This is a genomic window from Chengkuizengella marina (genome assembly GCF_009910845.1).
Taxonomy (GTDB): domain Bacteria; phylum Bacillota; class Bacilli; order Paenibacillales; family KCTC-33759; genus Chengkuizengella; species Chengkuizengella marina.
In genome coordinates this window covers 198963-222391 of record NZ_SIJB01000029.1, presented here as the reverse complement: position 1 = coordinate 222391, position 23429 = coordinate 198963, and the positions used below count along the sequence as shown (strand labels likewise).

Below are 23429 nucleotides of genomic sequence, written 5' to 3'. Positions count from 1 at the left end.
TACACATAAAAAACCGAATAATGAGAACACTTCAATCCATGTCTCCTTATTCGGGTACAGTTTACAAATATGACTTTTATAATTTTATTTCATTAGGGTCTAATCATTTTCCCCATTCGATTTGCTGTTTCAATCATAATCCCAGCATGTTCTTTCATATTTTCTAATGTTAAACGATTTACCGGACCTGAAACGGATAAAGCAGCTACCAATTGATGCGAACTATTAAAGATGGGAACTGAAACAGCTGCGACACCAGGCTCCCTTTCTTCAATACTTGTGGCATATCCAACCTTTCTAATTTCTGCTATTTGATCCTTATAAGCAGAGATGTCTATTAGTTCTCTCCATTCTTTGATCATGTTTTCTTGAGTGTCCATATTATCAAATGCAATTAAAATTTTACTGGATGCACCAACATACAATGGTAATCTAGCACCTATCGGTGCAACTCTTCTAATAGAATGTTTACTTTGCACTGCTTGTATACGAATTCTTTCATTATTATCACGAATGTATAAACTAATGGTTTCACCTAAGATATCTCTTAATCGCTCCATTTCTGGTAAAAGAATCGTTGCTGGATCATCAGATTGTGATAAGTTTGCAGATAACTCCCAAATCCGAAAACCTAATCTATACTTCTCTGTAACAGAATCACGAATCACAAACCCTTTCACTTCTAAGGAAGCTAATAAACGAAAAACGGTGCTTTTATGTAATCCTGTCTTTTCTGCTATTTCCGTCAAACCTAAATCAATTTCATCTGTAAAACATAACAAAATATCTAATGCTCGTTCAACTGCACGAACTGTTCCACTTTTTGTTTGTTCCATAAATTACACCACCCTTGATATGTGTTTCACATGATGAAACTCTGTTACAATAATTATACCTTATTTAGTTTAAAATTAAAACTTATTTTGGGAAATTTCAGTCAATTTATACCTATCATAACTGGGTGATGGAAGTATGTTTTATTCTTCTGTTTGTTTTGTAACCGTAAAATTGTCTTCAAGCAATACCCAATTCTGTGGAAATGGATAACCTAGAACCCAATAACTAATTCCTTTTAAATTATAATCTTTTACGGTATCAAATTTGGCTTGTGCACTTCGCGCATCTTCAAACCATACCTCATGCATTCTGCCTTGTTCATCTCTGTAACGATAATATGGCGACTGAGTTATATTATCGTATTTAATATCTGCTCCGTACTTTATAGCCCTTAATATAGCTTCCTGAGAACTAAATGTTTCAGCCTCTTGACCTTGTACATGAGGAAGCAACCAATCTCGTGCATAGATTTGAAAGCCAAAGTATATTTTGTCTCTAGGTATAACTGTGACTGCGTAATCCAGAACACGTTTAATTTGATCTATTGGTGAGATAGCTTGTGGAGGTCCAAGTCTGTAACCCCATTCATATGTCATTAATATGACAAAGTCAGCAATTCTGCCATGTGCTTCATAATCATATGCATCATTTTTAGGACCTACTTTTGGTACTAAGGCACTTGAAACAAAATAACCTTCTGGATGTAAACGATCTACAACAAGTTGAAGAAATTGATTATATGGCTCACGGTCTTCTGGGAGAACATTTTCTAAATTTACATTTAAACCTTGATACCCTTTCTCTTTCATCGTCGTTAAAATGTTTGTTATCAATTTCTCTTGTAATTCTTGATTATTTAGAACATCATGTGCAAGATCTGACCCTGGATCTGTTGCAGTAAAATTTGTAATCGACATCATCGGTACAACATTTTCTTCAAGGCTAGTCTCAATGGCTTGAGAATCCTCAATTTGTTGAAGACTCCCATCTTCTTTAATCACATAAGCAGAAGGAGTTAAATAAGTTATATATTCACCAACTTCTTTGACGATTGGAATTGCCTCATCCCCTAGTTTGTAAATATATGCATTCACATCAACAGCAGGTTTTTCTTTTCGGGGGATGATTAACATCATACCTGGATATATAACATATGGAGGTTTAATATCGTTTACACTTATTAATGTTTGTAATGAGATCCCATAATTCTGAGCAATTTGCCACAACGTATCTCCAGGTCTAACATAATATCGTGGTGCTGGAATATACAACCTTCCCCCTGGAAAAATATTTGCAGGATCACTAATTTGATTTGCCTGTACTATCGTTTGAACTGATGTCCCATAATTTTGAGCAATTTTCCATAATGTTTCTCCTGGCTTAATAATGTGAACAAAATCTTCTGTTGGTATTACTATGGATTGACCGACCACTAATTTATTTGGATCTGGTAATTTATTAATTTCAATTATTTTCGCCATCGGTACACGATAAGATGTTGCAATTTGCCACAGTGTTTCGCCTGGGTTTATCGTATGAATTACCATAAAGTACCCTCCTCTTTTTTTATATAAGTATTCAAAATGTTTTAGAGAAATGACGTTAAATATATACATTCAATATAGATGTAACGACTGTTATAAAAGAGGAGAGTGCTCTTTATAGACATAGTTTTCTTTTTTTCTTCATATGATTTCACATACAACCTTTTTTTTAAAAAGGCAGGTCATCACGATTGATCACTATTGAACAAGCTTTTTTCTATTTTATAGGGGGAAAACTTTATGCTTAAAGTGTATGGCAGTTTAATGCCACTTCGAATTTTAGAGGAAATTCGTTTTTGGAAAATGCAAGAAAAGGAACATACGGTTGTTATACGTGAACTCGCTCCTGATTTAGAGGAACAGTATGTCAAACTACTTCAGGAATGGGAAATCGTCTTTGCTAAGATGGAAAGTGCAGCTCAACAATGGATCGAATCTATTATCCGATCACAAAACCAAAACCATAAATTAGAACATATGGAGCAATTTATTGAGAGCAGTATTACACAATCACAGCAATTCATTAAACAGTTATATCAAATGATGGATCAAAGTGAAGTAATTAAAACCAATCAAACGCTCGTTACTGTCATGTTACATATTATTCGCGAATCTGACTATTTCTTAGGAGTACTTAACGGATATTTACTAACTCCAACTGATTCTCAAATGGATAATACGAATGAGTCAGTTCGAATCTCAACAGACTCACAAGAAGAAGAAAGTGTAATAACAGAACAGCCAGTTCCAATCGGAAAGCATACTTTACCTCCTCTACCTTATTCGTATGATGCATTGGAGCCATATATAGATGAAGAAACAATGAAAATACACCATGATAAACATCATTTAGCTTATGTAAATGGTTTAAACAATGCTGAAATACAATTAGAAAAAGCTAGACAATCAAACGATTTCTCTTTAATTAAACATTGGGAAAGAGAGTTAGCTTTTAACGGGGCCGGTCATTATCTACATACCATCTTTTGGAATATCATGTCCCCAGAAGGTGGGGGGGATGCTTCCGGGGCAATTAGTAAGCAAATCACGAAAGATTTTGGCAGCTTTGATGAATTCAAAAAACAATTTTCCGCAGCTGCTAATAATGTTGAAGGGGGAGGTTGGGCTATTTTAGTGTGGAGTCCAAGAAGTCATCGACTAGAAATTTTACAAGCAGAAAAACACCAAAATCTATCACAATGGGATGTTATCCCATTGCTTGTATTAGATGTGTGGGAACATGCCTATTACTTGAAATACATGAACAATCGACCAGAGTATGTTGATGCTTGGTGGAATGTGGTGAATTGGGAGCATGTGAATGAACGTTTTGCACAAGCTAGAAGGTTGAAATGGGTGGCATACTGAAATCTGCAACTATGAAAGTGCCTTACGAACACTTAATATATATTTGGACTGATCCAAGGGGTTAATACCTCTTCTTTCTCTAGTAACCAACACCCCTTCTGGACATTCCTGATAACCGTGAAAAAAGGTTGTCATTGTTCCCCTTCCTTTTGTTAAAGAAGCAAGTTCAACGGAATATTCCATCGAAGTAGACAATGGTATGATTCCTTCTACAATCAATCGATCTTCTTGCTGCATCGGTGAATCAAATGTTGCTCTCATCTGAGACAGATCATGAAGAATCTTTCCTCCAAATTGTTCAGGAACAGATATTCTAAAGTTCAACATCGGTTCCAACAACTTCGTTCCCGTTTGATTCAAACCATTCATAATTCCCATAGGTGTAGCTACAGCGAAATCGAGTGGATGAGTATGAACTGCATGATGCTCCCCTTCTATTAATGTGATTTTTAAGTCTACTACATTCCATCCGTACAACCCTTGTTCCAATGCTTCGGGAACTCTCCGAGACACCTCATTCTGATAGCGCTCTAACAAATCTTCTTTACGTACAATAGAATGATAAGTCACCCCACTCCCTCTCTCACCAGGTTCAATTTTAAATCGTAATACTGCCCAACAAGGTTTTGGCATCGTATAACGAATAATTCCTTGTCCTATTTGTTTTGGTGTCTCCTTGTATATTACAGACGGCTGTCCAAATTTGACATTTAGCTGAAAACGGCTTTTTATTAAACTTGTTAGGATTTCAAGTTGAATTTTCCCCATTACTTTAATATGAAGTTCTCTATCCTCTTGATGCCACTGCAAATTTAATAGTGGATCCTCATCAGACAATTCTTGCAATGCTTTAACAACAGCTGGATATTCCTCTTCTTCCCCCCATTCTACTTTTACTGTCAAAAGAGGAATAGCCATGTGAGGGTGTAAAGGAACACCTTAAGCACTGCCTAATATATCTCCAATCTTTACATGACTCAAACCGCTAAGTGCAGCAATATCTCCTGCATGGAGCTCTCCCAAGTCTTCACTTTTATTGCCATGGATTTTCCGGATTTGTGTTACTTTCTCTTCAATAGCTTGTGTAACATTATAAATTGAATCTCTATTTTGAATACTGCCTTGATACAACCTGACATAAGCCAGCCTTCCTAACTTATGATCTCTATCGATTTTAAATACAATCCCAGACAAAGGAGCATCCTTTAATCCTTCAGGATGCGGGAGGTAATCAATCATGGCATCCATAAGCTCCTGGATTCCTATTCCTTTATTTGAAGCACCAAATAATACGGGAAAGACCTGCCCATCTTTTGATAATAAAGATAATTTCTCCTTAAGCTGTTCGTTTGATATATGTTCACCTTCTAAATACTGATTTAAAACGGAGTCATCGTGTTCTGAAACGACTTCTACAATTTGATCATAAAGAGGTTGTTCAGACACCTGTTCTTGTTCATGCCAAAAACAAACACCTTCAAAAGACTCTTCTACCCCCTGAATATTTTGTATCGGAACAGCAGTTGTTGATAACTCATGATGAATATTCTTAATCACTCGATTAGGATCAGCCCCTATCCGATCTATTTTGTTAATATAAATCAAAGTTGGAATGTTAAGTTTACGAAGAGCATGCCAAATAACCTCTGTTTGAGGCTGAACACCTTCAACTGCAGATATGATAAGTATAGCTCCGTCCATCACTCGTAAGCTTCTTTCTACCTCTGACAAAAAATCAACGTGTTCCGGAGTATCCACAATATTAATAAAAGTATTTCTCCATATTAACTCTATTGTCGCCGCAAGCACCGAAATACCGCGTTCTCTTTCAACATCCAACCAATCCGTCTGTGCTGTTCCTGTATCTACACTTCCAAGGGAGCGAATTTGCCCCCCCTTAAATAACATCTGTTCTGTTGTAGTTGTTTTTCCAGCATCTATATGTGCAAAAATTCCAATATTTCTTCTATTAAATGAATTTAACAAATCTGTACCACCTATTTCTTGAGTCTTTTCAATGCTATTTTCTATACTAAATAGTATTGTATCAGTAGATATTAGTTGATTACAACTGAACTAAGACTTACTACATAAAATACAGCCATCTTATTAGATCTCGACTATTAATAAGTTTAAAATATGTTCTAAAATGGCACTTTTGGAACATCCATATTCAATTCATTGACGATCTGATTCACAGTGTGTAGTAACTTGAAGTCATCCCATCTCTTTCCGACACACTGTACTCCTACGGGCATATTATCTTTATTTAATCCAATAGGTATGGTTACAACTGGATTAGCTAATACATTAAATAAATTTGTATAGGCTCCAGTCGCCTGCCAATAGTTCATCGGTTTATCATCGACATACACTGGGTTTTTATAAATTGGCTGATATCCTATTAGTTTGTCTTTTTTAATATGTGGAAAAGCTGCCGTAACACTAACTGGCAAAATAAACATTTCATACGATTGCATGAACGCTTCAAATGATGAAATAAGATCTTCCCTCTGTGTTAAAGTTCTCATATAATTTTTAAAAGTTAGAGGTATTAATTTACTTGAAGTTGGATATTTTTTCTGAAGATTTCTTGTAAAGAAGTGCTCAATTCCCCTTATAAGTGATGGTTTACCTGAATTCAACTCTGCATCAATCATTTTCCCCCATGTTTGCCAAACTTTGTTTGTACTCACTGGAAACTGCTCTATTTTTACAGTTTGTATACCAAGCGATTTAAGCTTTTCTACGTATCTATGAATATAATCTATAACTTCCCTGTCAGCAGGAACTTCTTCAAGCTGATCCATCCAAGCGATTTTAAAATTGCTTAAATTTAACTTTTCTATTTTGTGATTGTTTAGAGGAGGCACTTTCATATCATTTAGATCGGAACCAGTTATTGTGGAATAAGCTAAAATTAAATCATCAATAGACCTTGCTAAAGGGCCATAACAAGCAAGGTGTCTTGATGAGCGATATTCAGGGGGTTTTGACTTTTTCGGCATAGGAAAATGTCCGAATGCTGAAACTGAATGTTCTGTGGGCTTCAAACTATACACACCACAATAATGAGCAGGTATTCTTAATGAGCCACCTATATCACTTCCTATATCTAAGTAACTAAAACATGCAGCAACTGCTGCAGCTCCACCACCACTGCTCCCTCCGGGTGTACGATTCAAATCCCAAGGATTATTTGTTCTTCCATAAATCTCATTATCGGTTTGTAAATCCATCAACAGTGGTGGCACATTTGTTTTACCTATAATGAGCGCTCCAGCTTCCTTTAAACGACGTACAACAGTAGCATCATATTCAGTAGTATATTCTTTGAAAGGAGTATACCCAATTGTTGTTTTCATACCTTTGATGGCATAAGATTCTTTTATTGTGATGGGAACTCCGTGAAGTGGTCCACGAACTATACCCTTATTCAGTTCCCTATCCGCTCTCTTTGCATCATTTATTAGTTTTTCTAAATCCTTGTTCACAACTGCATTTACTTTTTGATCATATGTGTGAATCCTTTGAATTAGTGCGCTTGTCACCTGCTCTGAAGTCAACTCTCCTCTTCGAATTAATTCGGCAATTTTTGTAGCAGAATAAAATAAAAAATCATCTTGTTTCATGATCATCTCTCCCTTCATATTTAAAGATACAGGAGAAAAGATATAAAAACTTGATGATTAGTGCTATACTTTTTGAACAGGTATGCAAATTTCAATCACTGGATTTGATCGATCTGCAAATGAATGATATCTTTCAAAATCATAAGAACTACTTACTACATACTTTGACTTTGATAACCATACCCCATAAATATATTCATAAGATAAGGGCAAATCCTTAGTTGATCCTCTATGTGAAAAAACGATGTACTTACTATTAGGCAAACTCACTGACTTCAAATCCGGATCATTATGGTTTTTTAAATGAACGGACTTAACTGCTGCAAGATATGTGAAATCAATCTCTAAACCAAAAGTATCTGGATATTGAATGACTCCATAGGCATTAAAATCCCTCTCATCGATTGCAGTTATGTTCCCACGTAGTTTTGACCAGCTTGATAAGATCTCTTCCCTTGAACCATTTGCAGTCTGGTAACCACTAAGTAACATATTTTCAAATGATACTTCCTCTATATCATCTAATAAATTAAAGTTTTTATTTGTTAAGTATTGCGTATTGATCGGTTTTTTATAGAGGTATTCCGTTGTTATCCTGATTTGTCTAAATTGATATGGGCTGACTTTAAATCTTCTTTTAAAAGCTCTTGTAAAAACTTCATGGGAGTCGTAACCGAATTCAAAAGCAACATCTATTATACTTGTAGTATCACTGACTAATTTTTTAGCTGCTTCAGTTAATCTTCGATTCATAATATATTGAGCTACTGTTTCCCCAACCACTTGATGAAATAGTCTTTGAAAGTGAAACTTGGAATAACCACTTTGTTTACTAATTTGTTCAATTGTTATTTTGTTTGTTAAATTATCTTCTATGAAAATAATTGTTTTTGAGAGGTTTTCAATATAGTCCACAATTCTACCTCTTTTTCTTTCAAGTAATAAATTATAAAAATTCATTAGTACTTTTTAATGATACTAAAAACCGAATATAAGCAATTCTATCAATACCTGCTTTGGATTAACCCATTTTTTAAGATACCTGAGTCTATATTAACAAAAAAACACCAGTTCATGAACTGGTGTTTTAAATTCCATTATCATTTTCTTAATCTTTTAAAAGAGAGAGACATTCAGCTCTAGATGCTGGGTCATTTAAAAATGCACCACGCATAGCTGAAGTGATGGTATTACTACCGTACTTTTTCACACCTCTGGAACACATACACAAATGTTCTCCTTCAACGATGACCATAACAGCTTGAGGATCTAAAACCTCTACCATGATATCAGCAATCTCTGATGTTATACGCTCTTGTACCTGTAACTTACGTGTAACTGCATCCACTAATCTAGCAAATTTACTTAGACCAGCTATTTTTCCTTTTGGAATATAACCGATATGGATTTTACCAAAAAACGGTGCCATGTGGTGCTCACACTGACTATAGTACACAATATCCTTGACTATGACTAACTCCTCATGATCTTCATCAAAGGTAACATCTAAGATTTTCCGCGGATCAACATTGTAACCTGAGAAAATTTCTTCATACATACGTGTCACACGAGCTGGGGTATCTAACAATCCTTCTCGTTCCACATCTTCCCCAATAAGTTTTAAGATTTCTCTGATATGATCCTCTATTATTTTTCTATTATCACTTACTAGGTCATTTTTATAATCTTTAAAACCTGCCATGATAAATTCCTCTTTTCTTAACTCAATACAATTTATCTAAACTTTTTATTTTTCATCATTTTCTGCATTTGATTCATTTGCTGATTATTTACATTATAACCCATCTTCTTTGCCATTTCCTTAAGCATGTCTGGATTATTTTGCATTTTTTCGAGTTGCTTTCTTAAATAAAATACACCAACAAAAAAACCTATTATAAGACCTACAATAAGGGTCACAATTGGAATAATAACATCTGCCATACATATTCACCTCGTCAATATTTATCCAATCAAACTCCAATCAACCATAATACACTTTACTTGATTCATGTGAATTCGTCAAATTTATAACGACTCTGAATTCGTAATACGTTGTTCTGCTTTTGCCAGTGAGTCTAATACAACTTCGTTTTTTTCTTGAGAAATTCCTTGCTTAATTACTTCAAGTGCCTCTTCTGTATTGATTTTACCCAATGACCATGCTGCAGCTTCTCTTATTTCTGGTCTCTGATCTTTGAAAAGCAGCTCTTTTAATACAGGAATTGCACTTTGATCTTTAAAGACACCTAATGCAGTAATTGCGTTTCGTTGAATGGGTTTTTTACCTCTCCAAGCTGCAGCGCTAAATCCGTACTTTTCTTTAAATTCACGATTACTTAATGATAATAATGGTTTAAGAAGTGGTTTCACAATCTCTGGATCTGGTTGAAACTCTGTTTGATGAGTAAAATGTTTCCCTTTATTTTTAGGACAAACGATTTGACATGTATCACAGCCATACAGACGATTACCTATCTTTTCCTTTAATTCGTCATCTACAAACCCTTTCGTTTGCGTTACAAATGATATACACCGATTTGAATTTAATTGACCTGGGCCTACAAGAGCATCTGTAGGACAAGCATCAATACATATCGTACAATCTCCACACTCTTCTGTTACTTCCTGATCAGGACTAAATGGTATGTTAGTAATCATTTCTCCAAGATATACCCAAGAACCAAACTCAGGTGTAATAACAGCGCAGTTCTTACCTACCCAGCCTAAACCAGCACGCTCAGCTACTGCCCTATCAACTAAAACCCCTGTATCCACCATACTTTCAAGTCTGGCATCAGATACTCTATCTTTAATAAAATTCTCCAACTTCAACAATCTTTTTTTCAGCACATGATGGTAATCTTCTCCCCATGCTGATCTGGAGATCATGCCTCTGTATGCACCTTTTTCAGATTTAGGTGGGGCTTTCAACTTTGAAGGATAAGCAATAGCTATGGATAAAATAGAGCGGGGTTGTTCCATAGTAAGTTTAGGATCAACTCTTTTATCTAGATCAGGTTCTTCAAAACCAGATTCATGTCCTTTATTACGATGATTTAATAAAATTTGCTTTAATTCTAAAAAAGGGTCTGCCGAAGCAAACCCTATCTTATCTATTCCGAGTGAGGATGCTGCTTGAATAATCTCATCTTTTAATTGTTCCCAATCATTTCTTGATGATTTAACAACTGAGTATTTCAAAACTTTTCACCTCAAAGATTGCTCTTTTGCCGCTTGTACAGCTAAAAAATCACAGCGGTTATTTAACTCGTTATCACTATGACCCTTTACTTTAATATACTCTACATCATGAATTTTCATCAAACCATCTAGTGTCTTCCATAAATCTTGATTTTCCACGGGTTGTTTCTTACTATTTTTCCAACCGTTTCTTTTCCAATTATCAATCCAACCTTGTTTAAAGCAGTTCACTATATATGCAGAATCACTATGAAGTTTTACTTTGCAAGGAGATTTTAATTGTTTTAAAGATTCAATAACTGCAACCAACTCCATACGATTATTGGTTGTGTTTGGCTCTCCTCCTGATATTTCTTTGCGGTGTTCTCCATATAATAAAATAGCACCCCAACCTCCAGGGCCAGGATTGCCAGAACATGCTCCATCTGTATATATTGTAACTTCTTTCATCTTATAACCCCCCTCATTTCAAATTGGGTTATCATATAACTAAATCGACCATATCATATATCCAAAAAAAAGTGAAGTCAAGTGAATCATCCTATCACATCATACATTAAAAAGTAAAATGCTTTATTATCAGCTTCTCATACCTCTTAAGGTATAATATGAAAAACAAATAAACTTCTTATTTTATGAACAGACTGAGTCAATTTGATGAGATTCTTCAATTTGAATATCATGCATAGTGACATTCATTTCCTTTACTTTTCTTTGTACAAAACGTTCCCTTAATTTCTTTACCATTTTCTTTCCAACTTCATTATGTGTATAACTAGGATCTTCTACTAAAATGAACAGACCTTGTTTATTCTCAATCGATCCTATAATAACGCCAGCAACCTCACTATCATTTTCTGCGATAATAACTAGTTCACTATCGTAAGACAATTGTTTAGAAAAAACCTTAATTGTTTTTTTGAAACATGTATCAGACAATACTTCCTTTAATAAGTTTGTAACCTTCTCACAATCAGATAGTTGAAAAGAACGTAAATTCATCTTAAATGACTCCCCTTCATTTTTCATTCATTACATAAAGAATAGCATTTATAAAAATAGAACCTTATTAACAGTACTTTCATGAATATTATTACGAATACAATAATGTCTGCATATTTATTTTATAATAAAATTCGACAAAAATCGTTAAATTCCTGCAATATTATTAATTTTTTTTAAGTTATCTCTTATTTTCTCTTGAAAACGCTTTATTTTAAGCGTTTTCATAATTATGCAGAATAAACTAATTTGTAGATGTAAATATTAATGCTGAGGTGATGAGATGTATTTCAATGAAAGAAATTTACAGCATCTACAAGACGTTCAGCTAAAAGATTGGAAGATAGAAGAGTTAGAATTGCATCATCAAACAATGAGTGACTTATCCCCCTGGTTAAATGCCGAAGGTGTTTCTTATCATCATAAAATAATAGATGAAATTAAAAGAAGAGGAGGTGATACAGGTGACACAAATTTTACAGATTGAAAACACTTCCTACTTTACATAAATATATTGAAAATGTTTATTAAACCAAAAAGGCATACTTTTTAAACATAAATGTTGATTTATTATCAAAAATAAGTGATAATATGGTTGTAATAATATTGTTTGAATACATATAATGGGAGGTTTTTTTAACATGGCACATCAATTATCTGAATTACCATATGCAAATAATGCACTTGAACCACACATTGACGAGCAAACGATGATGATCCATCATGATCGCCATCATGCAACTTATGTAACAAAATTAAACGATGCAATTGCTGGAAATGCTGAGCTTGAAGGTAAAAGTATTGAAGAACTTATTGCTAACTTAGATAGTGTTCCTGAAAACATCCGCGGAGCTGTTCGTAATAACGGAGGTGGACATGCTAATCATTCATTATTCTGGCAAGTCATTGCACCAAACGCTGGAGGAGCACCAACAGGAGCTTTAGCAGATGCAATTGAAAGTGAACTCGGTGGATTTGATAAATTCAAAGAGGATTTTGCTAATGCAGCCATTACTCGTTTTGGAAGTGGTTGGGCTTGGTTAAGTGTAGACCAAAACGGAAAACTTGAAGTAAGCAGTACTCCAAATCAAGACAGCCCGATTATGGAAGGTAAAACTCCAATTTTAGGATTAGATGTTTGGGAGCATGCTTATTATTTAAAATATCAAAACAAACGTCCAGATTACATCGGTGCATTCTGGAATGTAGTGAATTGGGATGAAGTAGCTAAGCGTTACGAAGCTGCTAAATAAATCTTTACCTAAATGAAATAAGGAATAGAATTATGAAAACCCACAAATCTAAATGTAATGGTATACTACCCTTTATTTAATAATCTGCTATTTAAGGGAAGTATATCAAATTAGGTTTTGTGGGTTTTTATAAATTTTAATAAATAAAGGGGAATACTAGACCTATATTGCTCCCTTTAGACCAATTGCAGCCAAATAAAAAAGCTTCTCCCACAGGAGAAGCCTTCAATAAAAGAAAGGAATGTTTATGACAGTAATCAAAGTACCTCTGTGTGCAATTATTTCTAATTGCTTAATTTATAATATGTAATACTTGAGTTTATGTGCTAGGCTTTTGCGGATTGTTAACAACACACTCATCAGGATTTGCATCAAGCCATTTTTAATTCTCTGTCTCTTTATCCTCTTTATACTGGTTCTCAATCTTGCCTTTTTTCCCTTTTTCGTTATCATTTGGGGAGGTAAGAATAATTTTGCTATCCTCAAGTTGCAGTTGGACTTTATTACTATCTTCTAATCCTATGGACTTTAAATAAGTATCAGGAATTTGCAATCTACCAGCTTTATCTAGAATTGCGAATTCTTCATGTGTCTCATCTTCTTCAAAGCCAAGACCTAATTGATCGAGCTCCTCAACTGATCTTTTTCGAATCATTTCTGATGAGGTTTTTCCATCTCGAATAGCGACAACACGATTCACCTTTTTAGCTAATAATGGATCATGTGTTACGATCACAATCGTCAATCCATATTCTTCGTTTAATTTTTGGAACAAATCTAAGATTTGATCAGACATTTTAGTATCTAAAGACCCTGTAGGCTCATCGGCTAACAGTAATTTTGGACGATTCGCTAAAGCGATAGCGATGGCTACACGCTGCTGTTCTCCACCTGAGAGCTGATTTAATGTGTTATTCATTCGATGTCCTAGTCCAACTGCTTCCAGAAGTTCCTTAGCCCGTTCTTTTTTACGACGACCCTTTAAAAGAATAGGTAGCTCTACATTTTCTAAAGCTGTTAAATATGGAATTAGATTCCTTGCATTATTTTGCCAAACAAATCCTACCGTCTCTCGTTTATATTTAACATAATCTTTCTCTTTAAACTTTAATAAATCTAATCCATTGACAGAAACAGTTCCTGCTGATGGACGATCTAAACCACCTAACATATTTAATAGAGTAGATTTGCCACTGCCGCTATTTCCGATGATAGCCATTAGTTCGCCATCCTTCACTTCAAGATCTAACCCCTGTAAGGCCACTACCTCAAGATCGGCAATTTTGTAAATCTTCACTAGATTTTCGCACAAAATCATATCTCAATCCTCCCCTAATTTTAAGGCCTGATGAATTTTGATTCGTGATAGCATATATCCTAATATCATAATACCAATCAAAATAATCATGCTAACTATGATATAAATCTGCCTTTGATCTGAAGGATCGATGACAACTTGAAACGGTGGGACCTGTTCAAGTGGATTAAATGTAATTTGAAATAAAGTTACAAACAATCTGCTCGTCACAACACCTGTTATTATTCCCATTATCATCGCTGCACCCGTTGTCAGTGTTTGCTCTAATATCAGCATTTTAACCAACTCTGAAAATCTAAGCCCCATTGCACGCAACATTCCTAATTGAAGTGTTCTGCCCTTCAGTGTTAAAATCCAGTACAATAAAAACCCACATAAGCTAATTAAAATAGAAATAATAAAACCTAAGGTCATAACACCGTTAATCGCTAACTGAAATGGATCATTTTTAACCTTAATAATCTGAGCATTTGAATTTGTTAAATCATTTAACCAGATACGCTTTTCTTCTATGGAATCATACAACTGAGCTGTATTTGAAAAATCAGGCTTTAATTTAGCCCAAAATTCATAAGGTCTAAGTGCCAAGCGAGATTGTATGAAATCTAAATGGCCTACAACCAATTGTGGTGTTTCTGAAGCTGTTATACTAGGCTTTGGTACAGAATTTGGATTCCAGCTTGGCCAATAATCAATAATCCCATACACAATAAATTCAACATTATTCGTACCAATCCACCCCATGTTCACAATATCACCTACTTTAATTTCATGAGTATCTGCAATAGATTTTGAAATCAAAATAGCCTGAGGATTGGTTGCGATTAAATTTAAATAATCATAAAAATGATGATCCATTAAACCTTCTTTAAACCATGCTACACGTCCAAAATCTGCTGTATCAATTCCCATTAATTGTACTTTTGTATTTACTTTACTATTGGTGAAATTCACATTATTCTCTTTAAATACTCTTGTGATATGTTCAATTCCGGGTAAGTTTTTAAAAACCTCTATAGAAGGTTCAATATAGTTTGTATGTGTATTATCCAATGCATCTTCTGAAGCTCCAGGCAGATATTGGTCAGGATTGTCGTTTCCAAATTCCACTTCCATCACGATATCTGCTCCATTTGTATAGGAAATTTTATCAATCATATTACTATTAATTGTTCTTGCTGCACTAGCACTAAACATCCCTGTTGAAAGTGTCAAAATAATAAATACCATCAATAGTTGATATTGTGTAGAAGAACGCCCGACCTGCAATAAGGTAGAATAAGAGGCTGGACTCCATCTTTTTTTACCAAACCAATATATAAACTGAATCATCCATGGGTATATACGAAGAAGAAATAATCCCATTCCGATTATGAAAAGGTTAGGAACGATAAATAAAAGAGGATCAATTGAAAATTCATTCGTAAATACTCCAGAATTAATAAAATCTTTCATTTGATTTTTAAAAGTATATAACCCATACAACCCAACGCACATAAATACGATATCTAAATAAAATTTATGTAAAAATGAAGTCTTTTTACTTCTAGACATGCTTCTCTTTAAGCTAACAATATTTTGACGTGTATGAATAAACGCAGGCACTAACATCATAATAATAGTTCCTACAACGGCAAAAGCTGCGTAAACATAAGCTCCACCAGTAATTTCAACCGTTAAAGATGTTCGCTGCACAAATTGTAAAAAACCATTAGAAGAACCTAATATCAAAGTAAACAATTTTGCCAAATATATTCCAGAAAAATAAGCGATACTCCCTAAAATTAACCCTTCGATTAAATAACCGCCTAAAATTTGTAGACGATTTGCACCTCGACTTCTCAAGACAGAAATTTCCGTTTTCTGCCTTTCAATGATTAAGTTCGAAACTAAAAAGATGTAAAAAGCAATCATAATTAATACTGGAATGTATAGAAACGAAACCATCGTTTTTAACTTTTGTTGTTTCATATCATAGTTTTCCAGTATGCTTATAATTGGAAATTCAACTTCATTCCCTTTAATATTTTTGTCATTATTTGTATAAGGGGTTAAGTATCCTTTCAGACCCGTAAAAGCATCAATTAATTTATCAACCGATGTTAATCGTATACTTTGATAATCAAAAGATACGTTCCAATAACTGTTCCTTACAGGTAATATATTCTCTGAAGTAAATTTCTCTTCGAACAAGTCAAAATCTAAATAAAGTGATGTATTAGATAGACTTTTATTAAAGTACACATCACTATAATCCTTAGGTTCAAAAATACCAACAGGATTCACAGTGATTAGTTTATTACTACCATCTAGAATAACAATTTCTTTATTTAATGTAATGTTTAATGCAGAAAGGGACCCTTCCGTTATCATTACTTCATAAACATCATTTTCTACTTGGTTTGATGGCAGTCGCCCATCTACAAGCTTGATATGATCATTTAATTCAGATGAACCCACTATATTGATTTTTTTACTACTCAATGGATTTGTTTTCTCTTCATCATCTGCTAATTCATTTAAAAAATTAAATTCTTCAAGTGGAATAAAAGAGTAATTTAATGTTTCTCTATGTTTGGCATAACTTATTATTGGTAATGAAAGTTGCTCTGGAATTTGTACCTCCATATATTTATCTACACTTGAAAGATAGCTTTCCCGATCTTCAGGCGGCATTGAACTTCTTATAGAAGATGAAACATCAAATCGACCAGGAAATATGTCTTCTTTCAATTGTAAATTCTGAAGATCTTTTACTAACATCCGATGCAAAATGGCATTTGTATAGATAGGAATACTACTAGTGAGGGCAACGGAAAGCATTAAACCGAGCAGTAAACTGACTTCAAGCCATTTGTTTTTGATCATTTTTCGAATGATCATTGTAAGAATAGCCATCATTTACCCCCTTTAGTTAAGAATCAATTGTTGACCTTCTTCTAAACCACTAATGATTTCAACTTCTGTTTTTGTTTCTATACCAATTTCAACATCAACCTCAACTCTACTTTCACCATCTAACACTTTTACAAAGTTACGAGCCAAATAGCTATGTAAACTAGCAGAAGGAATTACAATCGTATCTTCCTTTTCAACTAACGTAATCTTTACATCAACACGATCACCAATGTCGACCCCATCAGGAAGTTCCTCATTTGGTTTCACAAATATGGATGTCTTATTAAGTTCTGTCACTTCTCTATCCGCAGATTCTGGAGCAGTTTCAGGTGTTTGTACTACTGTTCCTATATAGGTCTTACCATCGTATGTTACTTCAACAGGCTGATTAATTTCCGCATCTTTGGCTTCTAAAATTTCTTCTGCATTATCCAATGTTGCTAGAATGAATAAATTTTCAGAATTAGAAATGTCAACGATAGGATCGTAAGCAATGACTTCTTCCCCTCTTTTTAAAGTATTAATATAAGTAACAACACCATCAATATTCGCGACCAATTTCGTATTACTCAATTGCGCCTGCAGATAGTTATATTCAATCTGGGCAGTTTCTACGTTAATTTCTAATAATCTAATGTATTGTTCATCAACTGGATAAGCCTTACTACCTTCAGTACTAATCAGGAGTTTTTCATAAGAAAGCTCCAATTGCTCTACTTGTTGCTGTGCAACTTCTAGATCTTGCAGGGAAACAGCTCCTTCTTCATATAAACGTGTTGTTCTTTCTAAGTTCGTTTTTGCATCCTCGATAGATGCTTCTAAACTTTTTAAATCAAGATCGATTTGCGTGTCTGGCAAATTCAACTCAATTTCTTGCTGAGCTCTTTGCAATTCAATTTTTGCTCTCTCCAACGCAAGCTTTTGTTGTTGAACTCTTTTGGTTAATTCTTCATTTTCTAACTGAGCGATCACATCTCCTTTGGACACTGTATCTCCTAATTTCACATCAATGGACACAATTCTTCCACCATGTTGTTTAAAATATAGAGATTCTGATATAGAAGATCTGAAATTCCCTTGTAAATTAAGGTTTTTTACAATGGAGCCTTTTTCAACAGTTAACAGCCTCACTTCTTCTTTTTTTGGTTCTATTAAAGGGGGAGCTAAATCATCTTCTTCTACAGGAATCAATGAACATCCAGCTAGGGTGAAAATTAAAAAAGGTATGAAAATAAATTTAATCGATTGCATTTTGGTTTGATTGAACAATTTCGCCATCCTCCAATTCATACAGATAATCTACCAATTCCATAACATCCGGGTCATGTGTAGTTAATACAATCGTCATACCTGTATCTTGAATGCATTTCTTAAACAATTGAATAATTTGAAAACCCATTTTACTGTCTAATTCAGCTGTTGGTTCATCCGCTAAAATTAATGCTGGCTGCTGAGCAATACATCTGGCAATGGCTACTCTTTGTTGCTCCCCTCCAGATAACTCATAAGGTCTATGTTTCATTCTTTTTTTCAAACCTACCAAACTTAAAGCTTCCTCTGCTAGTTTCAAATGCTCTTTACTTGGAATGCCAGCAATTCTTAATGCAAATTCAACATTTTCTAACGCAGTCATATAGGGTGTTAGAGCAAACGATTGAAAGATGAGTCCAATATCTTTCCTTCGAAGATTCGTCCGTTCTTTATCTGATAAATTCGATATATTATTGTTTTGAAAAAAAACATTCCCTTCCGTAGGTTGATCCAATGTTCCCAGTACATTTAATAGTGTTGTTTTACCAGAACCAGATCTGCCTTTTAGTGCTACTAAACAACCTCTAGGTATGTTTAAGTTCACATTTTTTAAAGCGTGAACAGCATTGTGCCCTTTGCCAAATGTTCTTTTTACTCCTTGTGCTACCATAATTGAATCTTGTTTGGGATCTATTTTACGTTGTTGTTCGAGAATCATTACATTCCCCCTATCTTTAAAAGTTCTAACTACATCTTCTATGGGTATTTTAAAACAATTATACTTGGTATAAAGGTGAACACAATGAATTTGGCTTATTATCTAATGAAATAACAAATTATCTTAAAATAACACAAAAGAAAACCCCAAACTTTAATGAAATCGAATTCAATTTATATGATTTAACTACGAGAAGAGATTAGAAGAGGTTTCATTTGATTTTACATCTTGTCCTTTGTTTGATCAAACTCTGAAAGATTGGGTTCATTAATGATTTATAAGAAGGTGGGAGTCACAATAATCTAGAATAATAAGTTAATAAGGGGGAGTATTCATTTGAAAAAAACAATTAAATTATTTGTAATTTTAATAGTTGTTGTAGGTCTTTCTCTTGCATTGTTTTTAGCCTTTATGACCATAACGGAGGAAATGCCTGAAGATGTTATTGAGTTGGAGGTTGAAAATAACAACCAAAAGGTATTAAAGCAGGGAGAGCCATTTAGTACGACTATTTTTAATATTGGATATGGGGGATTGGATAAGGACCAAGACTTTTTTATGGACGGGGGAAAAGGCTCACGTTCAAGTAGTGAAAAGCAAACGTTGAACAATCTTGAAAATACTCAAAGTTTTTTACAAAATACAGATTCTGATTTTATTCTTATACAAGAAATAGATGTTAAAGCTAGTAGATCCTATAACACGAATCAAGTAACTATGTTTAAAGAACGTTTAAAAGGTTATGGTTCAACCTTTGCATATAACTATAACACTCCATGGGTACCCGTTCCGATTTTAAATCCAATGGGCTATGTCAATAGTGGTCTACTTTCTTTTTCTAAGTATAAGATAGATGAGTCTACAAGATACCAGCTTCCAGGAAGAGAAAAATGGCCTGTTCAATTGTTTGAATTAGATCGAGCCATTATTGAAACCAAAATACCAGTTGATAATGGAAAATATTTAAGAATGATAAACGTTCATTTATCGGCATACGATAAAGGTGGGAAAATAAGAGCTCAACAAATCACTTTCTTAAAAGAATATATGAAGGAACACTACAAAAATGGCGATTATGTCGTTTTAGGTGGTGATTGGAATCATCTTCTGTTTGAGGCTCAGTTGGAAGACCCGAAATTTATGGAGGAATGGCCTGAATGGCTCGTACAATTACCAGAGAATTTTACCGAGGATGAATTTCAATGGGCGATCGATACTACTGTTTGGACCGCACGGGATAATATAAAACCATTTGTGGAGGGAGAAAATTTTGTAACCATCATTGATGGATTTTTAGTGTCAGAGAATATAGAAATTGTAGATGTAAAGGGACATGATTTAGGATTTGAACATAGTGACCATAATCCTGTTACTACAATATTAAAGTTAAAATAATTAGGCTCTTGTTTTATTCTGTTATTATAACAAGAGAGAATGGGAAACTTGGCTTTATCCGTGACTGTAATTCAACTTAATCATTTCACCTGAATTGTGACATTTCAGTGCTAAACTATTTCTTCATATTCTAATTAAAAAAATATACCATATAATATTGTTTAGAAAGCTCTTACAACAACTTTCCTTTTAACTGCTTGTGGGTCCTAAACTGTTACTAAGTTTTTCCTTCAACCTATATGGCGCAATTGTTGGAGAAGATAGATAATATAATGATCACACTTTTTTATAATAATCAAGAAGTCAATCTCAAATTTAAGAATCCATTTTGAATCAATCTTTTTTTCAAAATGGATTCTTTTGTTTGCCATAGAATATGGGTTTGCATGAAATTTTAGATCAGACTTTTACTATAGATAAAAAGATATATGATAAAAACTAAACCTGTTTAAAAATTCTCAAGAATACATTTGGAAACACATATTGATCTACTTCATGTAATGAAATCCAAACATAACGATATTTATTTTTTTGTTGCATTAAATCTTTTTCTATTAAACTATGATCTTCTTTGAATCGAAATACTTTCATATCCCAATAAATATGACTAAATACATGATTGATATCAAACATATACTGTCCATGACCAAGCTCTGTTCCTGTTTCTAAAGCATATTGATCAATCACATAATCCTCATTCATTTCATCAGATCCCATCCAATCTGTAGTTTGATTCTCTGTTATGTAATGAGGTAATTCCCACATCCCAGCTAATAAACCTTTATTAGGTCTCTGACGAATCAAAATCTTACCTTCATTAACACCTTTTCCTTCAATAAGAGCAACTAATCTTTGTTCTACTTTTGGAGGTTTTTGCTTTTTCTTAATTGGTAAAGAAGTTTCTATTCCATTTAAATGCGCTTCACAATGTTCCATCACTGGACAAGTCTGACACCTTGGTGATTTTGGAGAACAAATTAATGCCCCTAACTCCATAAGCCCTTGATTAAAATCACTAGCAGCATGATGTGGGATGATTTCTCTTATGATTTTTTCCATAGAGGTTCTAGTAGAAACTTTTGTAATATCTTCTTGAATTAAAAAGTACCTAGACAATACTCTCATCACATTCCCATCAACCGCTGGTTCAGGTTTATCGTATGCAATACTTAATACAGCACCCGCAGTATAAGGACCTACCCCTTTTAATGAAGAAATATCATTTTGGTTATTGGGTACAACAGAACCGTAACTTGCCTTCACTTCTTTTACTGCACTATGTAAATTTCTAGCCCTTGAGTAATAACCTAAACCTTCCCATGCTTTTAGAACTTCATCTTCAGAAGCATCTGCAAGTGCATCTATTGTAGGAAACTTATTTATAAAATTTTGAAAATATGGAATAACTGTATCTACTCTCGTTTGCTGTAACATAATTTCTGATATCCAAATAAAGTATGGATTTTTGTGCTTTCTCCAAGGCAAATCTCTTTTATTTTCTCTAAACCAATTTAATAATTCCTTTACAAAAACTTGTTTTTGTATTGTCATGTTTGCCATATTACTCTCCTAAATAATTAATTTCGCTTAATCCTTCGACAAATCTATAGTGTGGAGTCGGTCCTTCGCCCGCGTTTTTTATTTAAATAATTTACATAGATAAGAATCGGAAAAGCAATTGCATTGATAGCAGCTAAAATTCCAAAAACAATTTCTGATGCAGCAAAACCATAATGTCCAAGCAACACGCCACCAATAGCAGGTCCAAGCGCACCTCCTAAAATAGACAAGGCCATAACCCCAAAATAAGTTCCTTTCAAAGAGGGTTTTGAAATTTGATCTACAAACAAATCCGTCATCGTAAACATCATTACTTCACCAATCGTGAAAATAATCATAGAAAATACGAGGAACAACGCTGTTTTAAATAAACCTATTCCAAACAACCCTATCGATATAAAAAGAATACCTATCATAATTGAAAATAATGGAGAAATCCATTTCCCAATTCTTGTAATAGGATATTGAATCATTAAAACTGTAATTGCATTTAGGATGATTAAATAGGAATAAATTTTCACTCCATTAGTTAGATGAGGTGCATTTTCAAAAAATTGAGGCATGGTTGAACCGAATTGACTAAATCCGATAAAACCAAAAATAAAACCTATTACTGAAAACAATAACACCTTATCATTTTTTACGGTATGAACAGCTTCTTTTAGCTGAATGCGTTTTGTTAGTTCAACTGTTTTTTCATTAATTTTATACTTGTGGAATACAACAAGTAAAACAATCCCATAGATGATATAAATGCTAGAAGTTAGATAAAAAGCAAACGTATTATTGGAAGAACCTAACCACAGTCCGATTAATGGTCCTATAGCTGCGCCAACATTTATTGCTGTATATCTTAAATTAAAAACAAAAAGTTTGTCTTCTTGTTTAGTCAAATCAGACAAAAGTGCTCTGGCGGTAGGTTCAAAAAAAGACTGGCACAATCCGTTTAAACCACTTAAACAGAAAAAGAGAAAGAGATGATCCGCAAGTCCAATGCCTATAAACACGAGAGACCAGCAAAGTATACTGAGGATGATGATCTTCTCTCTTCCATATCGGTCAGAAAGACCCCCACCTATTATACCACCAAATATGCTCACAAGAGCGCTCGTCCCAAGAATATAACCGATCATTTCCAGACCTATTCCTTTTACTTTATATAGATAAATGGATAAAAAAGGAATAGTCATAAAAACGGCTATTCTTGTAAAAAGGGTACCAAAAATCAGCACTTTATTAATCGGATGGATTGAATTTAACCTCATTAGCATATAAAGTTCTGCTCCTTTATTTACAATTCAATCAATACAAAAAACATTGTATCAAATACATCCTAATATTCCAAAGTCACTACAATGATTACTGATTCTATTTAGACAAAAAAAATCACCAATAGGTGATTTTTTTTGTCTAGGATGATATAAACGTATCGTTGACTAGCTTAGATTA

Annotated in this window: 21 protein-coding genes; 4 read left to right on the top strand and 17 right to left on the bottom strand. The window is 33.9% G+C overall.

All coding sequences use genetic code 11. The features are described 5' to 3' along the window. Window positions 1-92: 92 nt before the first annotated feature. Both ERL59_RS14565 and ERL59_RS14560 read right to left on the bottom strand, forming a co-directional pair. The gene (locus ERL59_RS14565) at window positions 93-836 is read right to left on the bottom strand and encodes an IclR family transcriptional regulator (RefSeq protein WP_160646952.1); all 744 of its coding nucleotides are present in this window, start codon (window positions 834-836) and stop codon (window positions 93-95) included. A 141-nt stretch (window positions 837-977) separates the two neighbouring features. After that, entirely contained in the window at window positions 978-2384 is a 1407-nt protein-coding gene (locus tag ERL59_RS14560; protein WP_160646951.1) for a LysM peptidoglycan-binding domain-containing protein, read from the bottom strand. A gap of 237 nt (window positions 2385-2621) precedes the next feature. Between ERL59_RS14560 and ERL59_RS14555 the strand changes: the two genes are divergently transcribed. Next, complete coding sequence (locus tag ERL59_RS14555; protein ID WP_160646950.1) at window positions 2622-3749, top strand: Fe-Mn family superoxide dismutase; 1128 nt, start codon at window positions 2622-2624, stop codon at window positions 3747-3749. 9 nt (window positions 3750-3758) lie between these two features. Here ERL59_RS14555 and ERL59_RS21130 read toward each other — a convergent pair whose 3' ends face one another. The 9 genes from ERL59_RS21130 to ERL59_RS14515 all read right to left on the bottom strand — a co-directional run bounded on the left by ERL59_RS21130 (window position 3759) and on the right by ERL59_RS14515 (window position 11587). After that, the gene (locus ERL59_RS21130; protein WP_235929906.1) at window positions 3759-4652 is read right to left on the bottom strand and encodes a translation factor GTPase family protein; all 894 of its coding nucleotides are present in this window, start codon (window positions 4650-4652) and stop codon (window positions 3759-3761) included. A 36-nt stretch (window positions 4653-4688) separates the two neighbouring features. Beyond that, window positions 4689-5735 carry a GTP-binding protein gene (locus ERL59_RS21125; protein WP_235929905.1) on the bottom strand — a complete coding sequence of 349 codons (1047 nt, stop codon included), beginning with the start codon at window positions 5733-5735 and terminating at the stop codon, window positions 4689-4691. Window positions 5736-5893: 158 nt separating this feature from the next. Then, window positions 5894-7381, bottom strand: coding sequence for an amidase (locus tag ERL59_RS14545; RefSeq protein ID WP_160646949.1), 1488 nt, complete (start codon window positions 7379-7381; stop codon window positions 5894-5896). Window positions 7382-7444: 63 nt separating this feature from the next. Beyond that, complete coding sequence (locus ERL59_RS14540; protein WP_160646948.1) at window positions 7445-8296, bottom strand: helix-turn-helix domain-containing protein; 852 nt, start codon at window positions 8294-8296, stop codon at window positions 7445-7447. Between the two features lie 193 nt (window positions 8297-8489). Next, complete coding sequence (gene folE, locus ERL59_RS14535; RefSeq protein WP_160646947.1) at window positions 8490-9083, bottom strand: GTP cyclohydrolase I FolE; 594 nt, start codon at window positions 9081-9083, stop codon at window positions 8490-8492. A gap of 32 nt (window positions 9084-9115) precedes the next feature. Continuing rightward, on the bottom strand, window positions 9116-9325 hold the full coding sequence (locus ERL59_RS14530; protein ID WP_160646946.1) for a YneF family protein: 210 nt from the start codon (window positions 9323-9325) through the stop codon (window positions 9116-9118). Window positions 9326-9409: 84 nt separating this feature from the next. Beyond that, window positions 9410-10585, bottom strand: coding sequence for a tRNA epoxyqueuosine(34) reductase QueG (queG, locus tag ERL59_RS14525; protein WP_160646945.1), 1176 nt, complete (start codon window positions 10583-10585; stop codon window positions 9410-9412). Window positions 10586-10591: 6 nt separating this feature from the next. Then, the gene (gene rnhA / locus ERL59_RS14520; RefSeq protein ID WP_160646944.1) at window positions 10592-11035 is read right to left on the bottom strand and encodes a ribonuclease HI; all 444 of its coding nucleotides are present in this window, start codon (window positions 11033-11035) and stop codon (window positions 10592-10594) included. Window positions 11036-11218: 183 nt separating this feature from the next. Then, window positions 11219-11587, bottom strand: coding sequence for a GNAT family N-acetyltransferase (locus ERL59_RS14515; RefSeq protein ID WP_160646943.1), 369 nt, complete (start codon window positions 11585-11587; stop codon window positions 11219-11221). Between the two features lie 283 nt (window positions 11588-11870). Between ERL59_RS14515 and ERL59_RS14510 the strand changes: the two genes are divergently transcribed. Beyond that, the gene (locus ERL59_RS14510; protein ID WP_160646942.1) at window positions 11871-12074 is read left to right on the top strand and encodes a hypothetical protein; all 204 of its coding nucleotides are present in this window, start codon (window positions 11871-11873) and stop codon (window positions 12072-12074) included. Between the two features lie 154 nt (window positions 12075-12228). Next, window positions 12229-12840, top strand: coding sequence for a superoxide dismutase (locus ERL59_RS14505; protein WP_160646941.1), 612 nt, complete (start codon window positions 12229-12231; stop codon window positions 12838-12840). Window positions 12841-13222: 382 nt separating this feature from the next. On the opposite strand, the gene ERL59_RS14500 is transcribed toward ERL59_RS14505, so the two are convergent. From ERL59_RS14500 to ERL59_RS14485, 4 genes are read right to left on the bottom strand one after another with little or no spacing between them, the layout of a single operon-like run. Next, complete coding sequence (locus tag ERL59_RS14500; protein WP_160646940.1) at window positions 13223-14158, bottom strand: ABC transporter ATP-binding protein; 936 nt, start codon at window positions 14156-14158, stop codon at window positions 13223-13225. 3 nt (window positions 14159-14161) lie between these two features. After that, on the bottom strand, window positions 14162-17056 hold the full coding sequence (locus tag ERL59_RS14495) for an ABC transporter permease (protein ID WP_160646939.1): 2895 nt from the start codon (window positions 17054-17056) through the stop codon (window positions 14162-14164). A gap of 12 nt (window positions 17057-17068) precedes the next feature. Beyond that, on the bottom strand, window positions 17069-18325 hold the full coding sequence (locus ERL59_RS14490) for an efflux RND transporter periplasmic adaptor subunit (RefSeq protein ID WP_160646938.1): 1257 nt from the start codon (window positions 18323-18325) through the stop codon (window positions 17069-17071). After that, window positions 18294-19025: an ABC transporter ATP-binding protein gene (locus tag ERL59_RS14485; RefSeq protein WP_160646937.1), complete on the bottom strand. Its 732-nt coding sequence runs from the start codon at window positions 19023-19025 to the stop codon at window positions 18294-18296. The genes ERL59_RS14490 and ERL59_RS14485 overlap by 32 nt, the downstream gene beginning before the upstream one ends. A 336-nt stretch (window positions 19026-19361) precedes the next feature. Here ERL59_RS14485 and ERL59_RS14480 point away from each other — a divergent pair, with 336 nt between their 5' ends. After that, a complete protein-coding gene (locus ERL59_RS14480; protein WP_160646936.1) occupies window positions 19362-20420 on the top strand; it encodes an endonuclease/exonuclease/phosphatase family protein in 1059 nt (352 codons plus the stop codon). 438 nt (window positions 20421-20858) lie between these two features. Here the strand turns inward: ERL59_RS14480 and mutY are convergent, their stop codons facing one another. Next, on the bottom strand, window positions 20859-21980 hold the full coding sequence (gene mutY, locus ERL59_RS14475; protein ID WP_235929903.1) for an A/G-specific adenine glycosylase: 1122 nt from the start codon (window positions 21978-21980) through the stop codon (window positions 20859-20861). Between the two features lie 44 nt (window positions 21981-22024). Continuing rightward, on the bottom strand, window positions 22025-23251 hold the full coding sequence (locus tag ERL59_RS14470; protein ID WP_160646935.1) for an MDR family MFS transporter: 1227 nt from the start codon (window positions 23249-23251) through the stop codon (window positions 22025-22027). Window positions 23252-23429: the final 178 nt, after the last annotated feature.